This is a genomic window from Salicibibacter halophilus, from assembly GCF_006740705.1.
GTDB classification, from domain to species: Bacteria; Bacillota; Bacilli; order Bacillales; family Marinococcaceae; genus Salicibibacter; species Salicibibacter halophilus.
Map to the genome: position 1 here is coordinate 629,221 of NZ_CP035485.1, position 14,321 is coordinate 643,541.

Genomic DNA, 14,321 nt, shown 5'->3' on the forward strand with positions numbered 1-14,321 from the left:
ATGCTCCCCCTAATCTTCCGACAGCCATGTGCGAAGGAGTTTGGAAAATTCCTCCGGTTTTTCTCGCGCCAGCCTTTCCAAGCGCTGCCGCTGTTCCCCTTCAAGGGAATGCTCTTCTTCCGGAATGTCTTCAAGCTCGACACGCGCGTCCTCTACTTCTTCCTCTTCAAACACATAACGATTGCGCCTGATCAAAAAGACAATCGCTGCAATCGCCGCCAGGAGCGCAAGCACCAATATGTAGACCCATGCCGGTATTCCTGCGGAATCCGGTTCTTCCTCGGCTGCCATATTGTCCATAAATGGCTGGGCCGATACAAAAATTTTATCCACGATTTCAGCCTCATCCATCTCTTCCAAATAAGTATCATCGATGCTCGTTACGACGACGGTTTCCAAAATTGCCTCGATGGTATCGATGGTATCCGCCGGCAACGACAACATATCTTCCGGGTCCGGAGGTTCAACGATGACTTGTATCCCCAAATCCCTTAGCTTGTAAGGACTTTCCTGGATTTGGCGATAGATGCGATTGACATCGCTATTCACCCGTTCTTCGATTCTTTCGTAATCACCGTCTCCGCCGGCTCCAACACCCGGATAGTTGGCAATATCATCTTCCCCTGTGCCGGCAACGCCTTCCTCGGGCACTTCTTCTCCTTCATACGTTTCGATAATCGACTCTGCACTGATTTCGATCCCGTCCATTTGCTCTTCATCGACCGGTTCCACCAGTTCCTCTTCACGGCTTTCCTGGGTGAAATCAATATCCGTCGTTACCGAAACCATCACTTTTTGCTGTCCCATCATCGTGCCCAACATTTGTTGGAGCTGCTGTTGCAGGTCGCCTTCGATGGTGCGGCTGATCTCCCGTTGCTGATCATAAGCTTGCTGTGTTCCGTCGATCGCTCCTTGGTCTTCATAATAGTATTGATTTGCCAGCTGATCCGTAATGGTGATATTTTCAACAGGCAATTGAGGGATGCTTTTTGAAGCGAGATGATATAACGCCTGAACGTTTTCCTGATCCAACTGATAACCACCCGCGAGCGTGAGAACGATAGAAGCGTTGGATTCTTCCTGTTCGTCACTTACCCACACCGTTTCTTCCGGCAAGGTAATCATGACGTTTGCCTGCGATATGCCATCCATCGATTGCATCAAATGGCTCAGTTCTGTTTCCAGTGTCGCTTTTTCCATAACGGAAAACTCATTTTCCGTCATGCCAAAGCCAAGTTGATCTTGAAAATCTTCATAACCGATGGATCCGCTTTGCGGTATCCCTTCTGCGGCCAATTCAACTTTCAGCTGATCCACGCTTTCCCTCGGCACTAAAATAGCCGTGCCGTCATCGGTGACCTCCGACGGAACCCCCTGCTGTCAAGCGTTTCTTTTATCTGGCCGGTTTCCTCCACGGGCAAATCATTGTACAGCGGGGCATAGTTCGTCCGGGTACTAAAAAAGAAGAGCAGCACGATGAACACGAGAAGCAAAAGACCGCCGGCGATGATGAGCAGTTGTTGATTTTTCGATCTTTCTGCCCAGTACTTCCTGATTTTATTGCTGTACCTATGTATCTTTTCGTTCATTTGTTGCCGCTCACTTTCTCATTCAGGCATTATAACGTCATTCTCATCACACGGTCATAAGCATCGGTGACTTTATCCCGCACTTCTACCGTAGCCTGCAAGGCTACCCCGGCCTTCTCGGAAGCAATAAAGACATCGTGCAGGTTGTCCACTTCTCCGGTCAGCAGCTGCTCTGTCTTTTCCCGGGATGCATCCTGGTAGTTTTGTACGCCTTGCAATGCTTCCTTTAACATATCTCCAAAGTTGTTTCGCGTCTCCCCTGTACGCATCTGTTCGTTCTGGCCGCTTTCCGTTGGACTTTGCGGCGCCTGAGGAGATAACGGGGACAACGGCAGTTCCCCGTGTGAGGGTCCTTGTATCATTGGCATGGTTCCTCCTCCTTTTCTGCTAGCCTCTCCCGATTTCCATGGCGCTCATTTTCATTGATTTATGGGCATCGAACACTGTGACATTGGCTTCATATGACCGAGTCGCCCCCATCACATCCACCATCTCTTTCAACGGATCAACATTGGGAAGTTGTACATTTCCGTCCTCATCCGCATCCGGATGCCCCGGTTGATGCATCGATTGAAAGGGAGTCTGGTCTTCCACGATGCCGGTCACTTGCACGCCGCCAGCGCTTTCCCTTTCCGCGTCTTGCAAATGGGATGCAAACGAAGCCCGGTTATCCTGTGGCGCCATCGTTACCATTTTTCGCCGGTAAGGTTCCCACTCCCCATCGACCATGCGTCCTCTCGTCGCTGAAGCGTTCGCCATATTGCCTGCCGCCGTATCCATGCGTAAGCGCTGCGCGGTTAAAGCTGAAGCAGTTGAGTTCATTCCATCGAACATAGCCATACTACTGACCTCCCAAAGCAGTTTTTAAACTGCTAAACTGTCCATCCATTCGATCAATGAGTGCGGAGTGATAGATTTGGTTATTGGCCATCGCTGCCATCTCTTTGTCCATATCCACACCATTGCCGTTATGATGATAGCTTCTGGTACGGTCGATTGAAGTATAGGCCCCGCGATCCCCTGCGCCGCCAAAGTCAAAGTGCCGACCGTCCGTCCTTCGGGAGTCAAACTGTTGCTTGGCAGCATCCAAGGTATGTTCAAAGTTTGCCTTCCTCGCTTTATAATTCGGTGTATCTACATTCGCGATGTTGTTTGCTGTTGTTTGTTGTCGAAGTCCGGCTCCATTCAACCCGTTATGCAATTGGTCAATGGTCGATGAAAATAAAGCCACCATCCAAACCCTCCTATGTTTGAAAATAAATCTATTGCTATACCCATGCATCGTTGGATTCATTACTTATGTCGGGTATCATTTGTCCTCTTCATTGTATATAAAAGCTAAGAGAAAACAAGAAAAATGTTGAATAATAACGAAATAAAAGGAAAATCAGTAGCTATTATCTATAAACGTAAAGAATGTGATTATAGTAATTATGTCTTTTTACTCATAATTTTTCTCATAAAAGTGTTTTGGACCTATCCTACCAAAAGGGTATTTTTGGACGATCTTGGGGATTATTCCTCTCTTTTGGCATAATTCCACAACAAAAAACACCCGATATCCTAAAAGCGATATCGAGTGTTCCAAGCCCTTTATACCATATTTATACCAAAGCAGAACCGATGACGATGACAAGGGTGAGGTAAGCGGCCCCCGCTCCCGTCCAAAGCCCTACTCTTTTCGATTTCAGCATCGCGCCTCATTCCTTTCCAACAGCTTCGACGTCCACACGTTGCAGGCGAAGCGCGTTTGTGACAACAGACACCGAGCTAAAGGCCATTGCTGCACCTGCGACCCAAGGAGCTAACAACCCAATCGCCGCGACAGGGATTGCTGCTGTGTTGTATACAAAGGCAAAGAAAAGATTCTGGCGAATGTTTCGCATCGTCTTGCGGCTCATAAGCACGGCATCGGCAACACTGTTTAAATCCCCGCGCATGAGTGTTACATCTGCAGATTCAATGGCTACATCCGTACCGGTTCCTATTGCCATCCCAATGTCGGCGGTGGCAAGGGCGGGAGCATCGTTAATCCCGTCACCGACCATCGCGACTTTCTTGTCTTCGGCTTGCAGTTTTTCGATTTCTTTTCCTTTTTCTTCTGGAAGAACTTCCGCCAATACGTTATCGATACCGACTTCGGCAGCGATCGCTTCCGCGGTTTTTTGATTGTCACCGGTCATCATCATGACTTCCAATCCGGCCTTGTGCAGCCTTTCAACCGCTGCTGCCGATGTTTCTTTTACCGTGTCCGCTACCGCGACTACACCGGAGTACACCCGGTCGATGGCAACGAGCATGGCAGTTTTCCCCTCGCCTTCCCAGCGTGTTTTATGCCCAGATGACGAGTCGAGAGGAATGTTTTCTTCACTGAGCAATTTCTCGGTGCCAACGATGATTTCCTGTTCGCCAACCGTGGCGCGAACTCCTTTCCCCGGAATTGTTTCAAACGTATCGGCTTTCGAAACATCGATGCCCTTCTGTTTGATGCCGTCGACGATTGCCTCCGCCAACGGATGCTCTGAAGGCTTTTCAGCAGCGGCGAGTAAAGACAAAAACTCCTTCTCGTTCATATCCTCCACGTGCACGTCGGTTAACGAAGGTGTTCCTTCCGTTATCGTTCCGGTTTTATCCAGAACGATCGTAGACACATCTTTCGTTCCTTCCAAATACTCTCCGCCTTTGAATAACACCCCGAGTTCAGCAGATTTTCCGGAACCTGCCATAATGGACGTTGGTGTGGCCAATCCAAGCGCACAGGGACAGGCGATGACGAGAATGGAGATCGTCGGGACAAGGGCACTGCCGACATTGCCGGGAGTTACCCAGAAATACCAGATCAGAAAAGTGAGCGTTGCCACAACGAGCACGGCAGGCACAAAGATGCTTGACACTTTATCAACGGAGCGCTGAATATTTGCTTTCGATGTTTGTGCATCTTCCACCACTTTTACAATTTGCTGCAAAGCTGCGTCTTTCCCGACTTTTTTTGCTCTTACCAAGAGCGTGCCGTTTTTATTGACCGTTGCCCCGATGACCTCATCTCCCACCTGTTTATCAATGGGAATGCTTTCTCCGGTAAGCATCGACTCGTCCACGGCGGTATGCCCTTCCACAACTTCGCAGTCGACGGGAATTTTTTCCCCGGGTTTTACGCGGATATCGTCCCCAACTTGAACCTTTTCAACCGGGACTTCCACTTCCACGCCTTCCCGCATAACAATCGCTGTTTTTGCCTGTAACCCCATTAATTTCTTTATCGCGCGTGACGTACGGCTTTTCGAACGAGCTTCAAACAGCTTCCCTAAAAGAATTAATGTAATAATAATAGCCGCTGTTTCGAAGTAAAGCTCCGGCATCCCGGTACCGCCGGCAGCCATCCATTCCATCCCCAAATAAATGCTGTAAAAATAAGCGGCAGACGTCCCGAGCGCGACGAGCACATCCATGTTCGCGCTTTTATTTGCCAATGCTTTATAGGCCCCTCGGTAAAACTGCCAACCAACAACGAACTGCACAGGGGTCGCGAGGGCGAGTTGCACCCACGGGTTCATGAAGATTTCGGGCATCCACATCCATTGCGTGAATTCAAAGTGCGTCACCATGCTCCAAAGCAAAGGAAGCGTGAGAATAGCCGCAAAAATGAATTTTCCGGTTTGATCCTCGACGATTTGGTCTTTTTCGTCTCTTGCCTCCGTAGCATCTCCCTTTTCATGAAGCTTATAGCCGATTTTTTCCACGGCTGCTTCCAAGTCCGGGATGGAAACAGTCTCTTGGTCATAACTGACAGTGGCCGTTTCCAGCGCAAGGTTAACACTTGCTTCGCTCACGCCTTCCATACGGTTTAATTTTTTCTCCACGCGATTGGAGCAAGCCGCACACGTCATTCCGGTGACCTCAAATTCCGCTTTATCATGAACGACCTGATACCCTAGCGACTGAATTTTATCTTCAAATTGAGAAACATCGGTGCGGGTGGGATCGAACCTTACGTTCGTTTTTTCCGACGCCAAATTTACATTGGCCTCTTCCACCCCATCCATTTTATTCAAGCCTTTTTCAATCCGCGTCGCACACTCGGCACATGTCATCCCTGATACATGCAAATTCGCTTCTTTGCTCATGAGTGCCCCTCCCTCCGACCTGTTTCTATATTCATTATATCATACCCCTAATGGGTATTAAAGGAATAAGCCCTGTTGGAGGAGGGAGACCTGATTTTAGCCGGGGGCATGATCATCCGCTCTCTCATGATGACCGAAAATTCGACAGTCGATTCTTTTTGGTCGCCATGAGCCATTCTTGTTCCATGGCGACAAAACAATGCTGATCTTCCCTTTTCGGACGTCATGAGCCTTCCATGACGCCCATACAAAAAAAGACAGCCTGTCCTCTCTGACAGAGGGGATAGACTGTCTCATACACTCGTCGATTTAATCATCGCGAAGGCGTTCCAACTCGACGAGAAATTTGTCGTTCAGCACTTTAATATACGTCCCTTTCATGCCCAGTGAGCGCGATTCAATCACACCCGCGCTTTCCAGTTTGCGGAGGGCATTGACGATAACCGAGCGTGTGATGCCTACACGGTCGGCAATTTTACTGGCAACAAGTAGTCCTTCTTTGCCGTCCAACTCTTCAAAAATGTGTTCAACAGCTTCCAATTCACTGTAGGAAAGGGAGCTGATCGCCATTTGGACAACTGCTTTGCTCCGCGCTTCATCTTCGATTTCCGAAGCTTTTTCATGGAGAATTTCCATGCCGACAACGGTCGCCCCGTATTCGGCCAACACCAAATCATCGTCACTAAAACGGTCATTTAAACGGGCGAGGATTAACGTTCCTAACCGTTGGCCACCGCCGATAATCGGAACGATGGTTGTGAGCCCCGTGCGGAAAAGATCGCGGTTTTCCGTCGGAAAAGCAGTATGTTCACTGTCAATGTCGAGGTTTGGCGAGGTTTCATTAACATTGAAGATACCAGCGGTGTATTCTTCCGGAAATTGTCGTTCTTCAAGAATCCGGTCGATCTTTTCATGCCCAATCTCTTGTTCAATCGAGTAACCGAGCAATTTCCCCCGGCGGCTGACGACAAAAACGTTGGCAGAAATGACTTCGCTTAACGTTTCAGCCATGTCTTTAAAATCCACATGCTGGCCTGTCGTCTTTTGCAACATATCATTAATTTGTCTTGATTTCGCTAGTAGTTCCATTTGGAATAATTTCCTCCTATTATTAAATTACAAAATAAAGTGGCTAGTGTCTTCGTTTCCGGCGACATCCGCGAGTTTTTCCTCGACATACGGTTCCGTAATCGTGATTTTCTCCAATGTAATGTCGGAAGCCTCAAAGGAGAGTTCTTCAAGCAGCCGTTCGAGCAGCGTGTGCAAACGCCGGGCACCAATGTTTTCCGTTTCACGATTGACGTGTTCGGCTAATTCAGCAATCTTGTCAACAGCTTCGTCAGAAAATTCTACATCTATACCTTCCGTTTTCAAAAGTGCTGCATATTGCTTGAGGAGCGCGTTATCAGGTTCGCGGAGAATCATGATGAAATCTTCTTTCGACAAATTCTCTAACTCCACGCGTGTGGGAAAACGGCCTTGCAGCTCGGGAATTAAATCCGAAGGCTTCGACATATGAAATGCCCCCGCTGCCACAAATAATATGTGATCGGTTTGTACCGCTCCATATTTTGTCGTTACCGATGCCCCTTCCACGATGGGGAGAATGTCGCGCTGGACGCCTTCCCTGGAAACATCGGCACTGCTGCCTTGTTGTGACCCGGCTACCTTATCGATCTCATCAATAAAAATCATCCCGAGTTGTTCCGTCTTTTTGACTGCTTGGTGGCTGATTTCATCCATATCCACAAGTTTTTGCGCTTCATCGTCCGTGAGAACCCCACGCGCTTCTTTCACGGGCAATTGTCTTTTTTTCTTTTTGTTCGGCATCATCTTCCCGAACATTTCCTGCATGTTCATGCCCGTTTGTTCCATTCCCGTCCCTTGAAACATATCGGAAAAAGATGGATTCTGTTCGTCTACTTCCACCGTCACGAGGTGGTCTTCCAATTCGCCGAGGGCGAGTTGGTGGGCGATGCGTTGCCTGCGCTCCCGGTTGCTTTCCCGTTCCGATTCACTTTCTTCAGCATCTTCCTCCGTGTCTTCATCGGACGATGCTTGAAAAAGCATTTCAAAGGGGTTTTTTTGTTGTTGATTTTTTCGCTTGGTTGGAGCCAAAAGCTTGACTAAGCGTTCATTGGCCTGTTTTTCCGCCTGTGGCCGGACCGAATCCATTTTTTCTGCTTTTACAATTCGGACGGCATGGTCAACAAGGTCCCGTACCATTGCTTCAACGTCGCGGCCAACATAACCTACTTCCGTAAATTTCGTCGCTTCCACTTTGACAAACGGAGCACCGACGAGTTTCGCCAAGCGGCGGGCGATTTCTGTTTTCCCTACGCCTGTCGGACCAATCATGAGAATATTTTTTGGTGTGATCTCCTCGCGAATGATCTCAGGCACTTTACTGCGTCGATAACGGTTGCGAAGCGCGATCGCAACCGCGCGTTTCGCTTCCTTTTGTCCGACGATGTATTGATTGAGCTGTTCAACAATTTGTTTCGGTGTGTGGTTGGCATATTCCACCAGTTATCACCTTTCGTAACCCATCTACTTGGGAAGTTATATCTCTTCAATCACGAGTCGGTCATTGGTGTATACACAGATTTCTCCGGCGGTTTTAAGCGATTCTTCCGCGATATTGCGAGCCTCGAGCCCAGAATGTCTCGCGAGAGCACGACCGGCGGCCAGTGCGTAGAAACCACCGGATCCAATGGCGAGTATGCCATCATCGGGTTCAATGACTTCTCCCGTTCCGGCGATCAACAGCAACTGGCGATCGTCCATCACGATCAGCATCGCTTCCAACTTTCTGAGCACCTTGTCGCTGCGCCATTCTTTGGCCAACTCGCGTGCTGCCCGCTGCATTTGGCCACCGTATTCCTGCAATTTTCCCTCAAATTTCTCGAATAGTGTAAAGGCATCGGCGACCGAACCCGCAAATCCAGCGAGAACCTTTCCGTTATAAATCTTGCGTATTTTTTTGGCACTATGTTTCATGACCGCAGCCTGCCCCATCGTCACTTGGCCATCCCCGGCCATTGCACCCTTGCCATTATGGCGGATGGCAAAAATTGTGGTTGCGTGAAAACTGTTCTCCATAATGACTCCTTTCAGGCACGCGGATGCGCCCCTTTATAAATCGTGCGTAAACGCTCGGTGGTCACATGTGTATAGCGCTGGGTCGTCGATAAATGCTCATGGCCAAGCAATTCTTGAACAGCGCGAAGATCAGCGCCTTCATTCAATAGATGGGTGGCGAATGAATGGCGTAAACTGTGCGGAGACATTTTTAAAGAATGCGAGGCTTCCTGGACGCGTTTATTTAAGACGTAGCGCAACCCGCGATCTGTTAATGTTCCGCCTCTATAATTCAAAAAAAGAGCGGAAGGACGATCCCCTTCACGATTGGCTAACGTGTTCCTCCCGTCTTCACAATACTTCATTAAAGCATCGAGGGCGTAGGCTCCTATGGGAATGTATCGTTCTTTTCCGCCTTTGCCGGTCACATGTATGGTTTCTGTGCTCAAATCCAAATCGTCGAGCACCAAACCGCAACATTCCGAGGCGCGGATGCCTGTCGCGTAAAGCAACTCTATAAGAGCAAGATCCCGTTGTTTTAGCGGATCTTCCCCTTCACAGACGCTTAAAAGCATTTCCAGTTCGTTCGAATAGAGAAAGCGGGGCAGTCGCTGGGTTTGACTCGGAAAACGAGTAAACGCCACGGGATTGTTCTGTATTAGTGATTCCCGTTTTAAAAAGCGATAAAACGACCGAATGACAGAAAGTTCTCGGGCGATGCTCGTTCTCGCCAAACCTTTGTCATGCAAAAAAGTTAAGTACATGCGAATGTGGCGATGATCGACAGCACATGCATCTACCTGCAATTCCTCTTGCAAATATTGCTTCCAAACGTCCAATTGCCGTCTGTAAGCAACCATCGTGTGCTGTGTTACATTTTTTTCCACCTGCAAATATTGAAAAAAAGCCAAATAAGGATCTTTCGAGTCAGAGCGCATCAATATCCACCTTATGAACAGTACTTTAAAGGGCAAAAACAGAGACAAGCATCGGTTCATCGCCCGATCCAGCGTACATATCCGATTCTGTTGAACAGTCTGCACCTGCATTTGTGGCAAGCAGTCGTTTCCCGATTGTGGGGGATAAGGGGTTTTACGAGCATAATCCGCTACGATAAGCGTCTAAAGCTTAACATATTGAAGCAGGTAAAAGCAAGAATTTATTCATAAAATTCTGATATGCGTTTACAATGCATGATTTTCAGAAGGAACGGATAACGCTGCATCCATAACTTCCACAATCATAATATGGAAAACCCCTCCCGTTGACAAGGGGTTTTCCTCTCCATAAAGGGGATTGTCACTAAATCGTACACAATTTGGCTAGTTTGGGTCCTCGCGGTAATCGCATTCCGAGCATTGCACCCGTACCGTTTTTTTGGCTTTTTTCTCAACGAGGAGGCTTTGGCACTTCGGACACGGCCGTGCAATCGGCTTATCCCAGGAAACGAATTCACACGCCGGATAACGATCGCATCCGTAGAATGTGCGTTGTTTTTTGCTTTTTCGTTCCACGACATTTCCTTCTGTACACCTTGGGCATTTTACGCCGATCGGCTTTAGGATCGCCTTTGTGTTCCGGCAATCGGGAAAGTTGGAGCAAGCCATAAATCTTCCGTACCTTCCCATTTTGTAAACCATGGGATGCCCGCACTTTTCACAATCTTCCCCTACCGGTTCATCTTTGATTTCGACTTCTTCCATTTCTCGATCAGCAACTTTTAACCGCTTTTCAAACCCTTGGTAGAAGGTATCGATGATTTCAATCCAGTTTTCATTACCCTCTTCAACGTCATCCAGGTCTGATTCCATCTGGGCGGTAAACTTCACGTTCAAGATTTCCGGGAAAAACTCAACGATGAGATCAAGGACAATTTCCCCGAGCTCCGTCGGTACGAAACGACGATCCTGCAATGAGACATACCCGCGTCGCTGAATCGTATCCAGAGTGGGAGCATAAGTGGAAGGGCGGCCGATTCCAAGCTCTTCCATCGTGCGCACGAGTCGTGCTTCTGTATACCTGGGCGGCGGTTGCGTGAAATGTTGGGTCGGCTCCAACGTTTCTTTTTTTGCCGTTTCCCCTTCTTCGAGCGCGGGAAGAAGTTTGTTTTCTTCTTTTTTGCTATCGTCGCTACCTTCCACATACACTCTCATAAAACCTTGAAACTTCACTTTCGATCCCGTTGCCCGGAAGATTATTCCGCCATTTTCCAAATCAGCCGTCATCGTATCCATGATCGCAGGCGCCATGCGACTCGCCACCATGCGCTCCCAAATCAGGCGATAAAGCCTTAATTGATCCCGGCTCAAGTAATCTTTGATTGCTTTCGGCTCACGAGCGACAAACGTCGGACGGATCGCTTCGTGAGCGTCTTGGGTGTTCTCTCCCTGTCTCTTTTGCTTTCGGTCGGCACCTACATATTGATTCCCATATTTTTCTTGGATATAGGCTTTCGCTTCTTCTTTGGCTGTTTCAGAAATGCGTGTGGAATCAGTACGCATATACGTGATTAAACCGACGGTGCCTTCTTTGCCCAATTCTATCCCTTCATACAATTGCTGGGCTACCATCATCGTCTTTTTCGCCCGGAAATTGAGCTTTCGGGCCGCTTCCTGTTGGAGCGAAGAGGTGATGAACGGCTGCACCGGATTGCGGCGCCGTTCTTTTTTCTGCACGGACGCGATGGTAAATTCGTCCCCTTTTAATTGTCCCAGGACTTCATCCACATCTTCTTTTGTCTTCAATGCCTCTTTTTTCTTTCCTTTTCCGTGAAATTGGGCATCGAATGTTTCTTCACCATACGAAAATGTTCCTTTTATATTCCAGTACTCTTCAGGTTCAAACTGTTGAATTTCTTTCTCCCGGTCATTAATCATCTTTACGGCAATTGATTGTACACGTCCGGCGCTTAATCCTTTTTTTACTTTTTTCCAAAGCAACGGACTGATGTTGTAACCAACGAGCCGGTCCAAAATTCGGCGGGCTTGTTGGGCATCAACGAGATCGGTATTAATGGTGCGCGGGTTTTTGAATGCTTCCTGAATCGCGGGCTTGGTTATTTCATTAAACACAACCCGGCAAGGCGTTTCTTCATCGATCCCTAAGCTGAATGCCAAATGCCAGGCAATCGCTTCCCCTTCACGGTCGGGGTCCGCAGCAAGGTAAACCTTTTTTGCTTTCTTCGCCGCTTGTTTTAATTCTTTTAAAACCGGGCCCTTCCCGCGAATCGTAATGTATTTTGGATCATATCTCTTATCCACATCTACGCCCATTTGTGATTTTGGCAAATCACGCACGTGTCCCATTGATGCTTTCACCGTATATTTTTTTCCTAAATACTTTCCAATTGTTTTTGCTTTAGCGGGAGATTCAACGATTACAAGGTAATCCGCCATCTCTAAAGTTTCCTCCCCCCTGATATAGTTGCTCTAATAGCTGAAACCGTGTAAAACCGCCGTTTTCATTGATATTCTTTTATCCGGCGAAGGCTTCAAGGCTATGATGCAGGGCTTTTTGAACATGTTCGAATTTTAATGTAAAACCTTCCTCATTATTAAACAACAATTTCACGTTTGTCAAACAAAGTTTTTTGGAAAGGGGAAGAATTTTTAGAAATAAGCGGCGAAAATTATAAATCCGAAGAACCCAGAACAATCGCTGCCCCTTGTTCAATTAAACGGTTGGTGCCCATGGAGGTTTTGCTGTAAATCGGTCCGGGGAGCGCGCAAACGTCTCTCCCTTGTTCCAGCGCTTGATCAACGGTAATGAGCGTCCCTGAGCGCTCACCGGCCTCCACGACGAATAAGCGGCCACTAAGGGCACTAATGATGCGATTGCGTTCCGGGAAATGCCATTTTTGCGGGCGTCGGTCTGGGGGATATTCGGAGATGAGTAAATGGCCGTTCGCCAACGTTTCTGCTAGCTTTTTGTTTTCGCGGGGATAAATATGAAAAAAACCTCCGGCAATCACGGCGATCGTCTTGCCCTTTGCAAGGATTGCCCGATGGTGGGCGGTGGTGTCGATACCTCTCGCCATCCCGCTCACAATGACTCGACCCGATTGAACGACCGGAGGAAGCAGTTCTTCTGTGGCCCGTATGCCATAATTGCTCGGCTGGCGTGTGCCAATGACGCCTAACGTTTCTTCGTTGCATAAAGAAACGTCTCCTCTGCAATAGAGGACCCATGGCGGGTCGGGCATTTGTTCCAAGCGCCACGGATAGGAACGGTCGTCTCTTGTGATCGCGAAGATTCCCGCTTCTTCCATTTTTCTTATTTCTTCGACTATGGAGGTGTTGTTCCAATAGGAATGCCAGATGTGCGCCGTTTTTAGGCGGCAGCCGGTAAGGCGTGTCAATGCTTCGATGGAATGTTCGGCATAGTTTTCTAACGAGGGGTCGCCTGCATGCAGGCGCCGAAGGGCACGCCAGGTCATGCCGGGGGCGAGATGGGCGTGGAGCAATCGATGTCGGTACGAGGACATAGCGTCTCCTTTCCTAATAGGGAATAGATCATGTGTTCGATTATTATTATAGCACACGCGAAAAAGAAGTCAAGCTAAAAAGCACCTGCCATATTTTTTATGACAGATGCCTTTCGGGGAATTAATTACGCGGTTCATGCGTCAAGCATGCATCATATAAGTTGTTTTCTTTCAACGTTTCAATCATCGTTTCACCGATGATCGCCGGTGTTTCTGCAATGGCAATGCCGTTTTCAGCCATCGTCTTTTTCTTTTCATCCGCAGTGCCTTTCCCGCCGGAGATAATCGCGCCGGCGTGGCCCATACGTTTCCCCGGAGGAGCGGTGGCCCCACCGATAAACCCGACGACGGGTTTGTTCATGTTTGCTTGTACCCACTCGGCGGCTTCTTCTTCTGCCGTTCCGCCGATTTCTCCGATCATGACGACCGCTTTTGTGTCGTCATCTTCATTAAACAGCTTTAATGCATCGATGAAATCAGTGCCGTTCACCGGGTCGCCGCCAATGCCGACAGCCGTGGACTGTCCGACGCCTGCAGCGGATAATTGATCAACGGCTTCGTATGTGAGCGTCCCGGAACGGGAAACGACGCCAACGTGTCCTTTTTGATGAATGTAACCAGGCATAATGCCGATTTTGCATTCATCCGGAGTGATGACACCCGGGCAATTAGGCCCAATTAAACGCGTCTTTTTCCCTTCCATGTAACGTTTTACTTTCAACATGTCGATCACGGGGATCCCTTCCGTGATACAAATAACGACATCAATTTCCGCATCAACCGCTTCAAAGATCGCGTCTGCCGCGAGTCCAGGTGGAACGTAGATAACGGAAGCGGTGGCTCCTGTCGTGTCTACGGCTTCTGAAACGGTGTTGAAAACCGGGACACCTTCAATTTCGGTGCCGCCTTTTTTTGGCGTAACGCCGCCCACAATTTGCGTCCCGTATTCGATCGCTTGTTTTGTATGAAAGAGACCAGTGGAACCGGTAATCCCTTGAACAATGACTTTCGTATCTTTATTAATTAAGATACTCATAGTAGCGT

Annotated in this window: 13 protein-coding genes; all 13 read right to left on the minus strand. The window is 48.4% G+C overall.

The features are described from left to right. Positions 1-9 precede the first annotated feature (9 nt). The 13 genes from fliF to sucD all read right to left on the minus strand — a co-directional run bounded on the left by fliF (position 10) and on the right by sucD (position 14,313). Positions 10-1,332, minus strand: coding sequence for a flagellar basal-body MS-ring/collar protein FliF (fliF, locus tag EPH95_RS03180; protein ID WP_319592814.1), 1,323 nt, complete (start codon positions 1,330-1,332; stop codon positions 10-12). Continuing rightward, positions 1,332-1,589 carry a hypothetical protein gene (locus EPH95_RS19615; RefSeq protein WP_319592815.1) on the minus strand — a complete coding sequence of 86 codons (258 nt, stop codon included), beginning with the start codon at positions 1,587-1,589 and terminating at the stop codon, positions 1,332-1,334. The genes fliF and EPH95_RS19615 overlap by 1 nt, the downstream gene beginning before the upstream one ends. A gap of 29 nt (positions 1,590-1,618) precedes the next feature. Then, complete coding sequence (gene fliE / locus EPH95_RS03185) at positions 1,619-1,957, minus strand: flagellar hook-basal body complex protein FliE (RefSeq protein WP_142087280.1); 339 nt, start codon at positions 1,955-1,957, stop codon at positions 1,619-1,621. 19 nt (positions 1,958-1,976) lie between these two features. Next, the gene (gene flgC / locus EPH95_RS03190) at positions 1,977-2,423 is read right to left on the minus strand and encodes a flagellar basal body rod protein FlgC (RefSeq protein WP_142091462.1); all 447 of its coding nucleotides are present in this window, start codon (positions 2,421-2,423) and stop codon (positions 1,977-1,979) included. Between the two features lie 7 nt (positions 2,424-2,430). Continuing rightward, the gene (flgB, locus tag EPH95_RS03195) at positions 2,431-2,823 is read right to left on the minus strand and encodes a flagellar basal body rod protein FlgB (RefSeq protein ID WP_319592816.1); all 393 of its coding nucleotides are present in this window, start codon (positions 2,821-2,823) and stop codon (positions 2,431-2,433) included. Between the two features lie 466 nt (positions 2,824-3,289). Further along, positions 3,290-5,713: a heavy metal translocating P-type ATPase gene (locus tag EPH95_RS03200; protein WP_142087282.1), complete on the minus strand. Its 2,424-nt coding sequence runs from the start codon at positions 5,711-5,713 to the stop codon at positions 3,290-3,292. 309 nt (positions 5,714-6,022) lie between these two features. Then, on the minus strand, positions 6,023-6,802 hold the full coding sequence (codY, locus tag EPH95_RS03205) for a GTP-sensing pleiotropic transcriptional regulator CodY (RefSeq protein ID WP_142087285.1): 780 nt from the start codon (positions 6,800-6,802) through the stop codon (positions 6,023-6,025). A 27-nt stretch (positions 6,803-6,829) separates the two neighbouring features. Then, the gene (gene hslU / locus EPH95_RS03210; protein ID WP_142087287.1) at positions 6,830-8,239 is read right to left on the minus strand and encodes an ATP-dependent protease ATPase subunit HslU; all 1,410 of its coding nucleotides are present in this window, start codon (positions 8,237-8,239) and stop codon (positions 6,830-6,832) included. Between the two features lie 36 nt (positions 8,240-8,275). Continuing rightward, a complete protein-coding gene (gene hslV / locus EPH95_RS03215) occupies positions 8,276-8,815 on the minus strand; it encodes an ATP-dependent protease subunit HslV (RefSeq protein WP_142087289.1) in 540 nt (179 codons plus the stop codon). An 11-nt stretch (positions 8,816-8,826) separates the two neighbouring features. Next, positions 8,827-9,732, minus strand: a complete 906-nt coding sequence (xerC, locus tag EPH95_RS03220) for a tyrosine recombinase XerC (RefSeq protein WP_142087291.1) — start codon at positions 9,730-9,732, stop codon at positions 8,827-8,829. 384 nt (positions 9,733-10,116) lie between these two features. After that, a complete protein-coding gene (gene topA, locus EPH95_RS03225) occupies positions 10,117-12,189 on the minus strand; it encodes a type I DNA topoisomerase (protein ID WP_142087292.1) in 2,073 nt (690 codons plus the stop codon). A gap of 233 nt (positions 12,190-12,422) precedes the next feature. Beyond that, a complete protein-coding gene (gene dprA / locus EPH95_RS03230; RefSeq protein WP_142087294.1) occupies positions 12,423-13,277 on the minus strand; it encodes a DNA-processing protein DprA in 855 nt (284 codons plus the stop codon). A 121-nt stretch (positions 13,278-13,398) separates the two neighbouring features. Beyond that, the gene (gene sucD / locus EPH95_RS03235) at positions 13,399-14,313 is read right to left on the minus strand and encodes a succinate--CoA ligase subunit alpha (protein WP_142087295.1); all 915 of its coding nucleotides are present in this window, start codon (positions 14,311-14,313) and stop codon (positions 13,399-13,401) included. Positions 14,314-14,321: the final 8 nt, after the last annotated feature.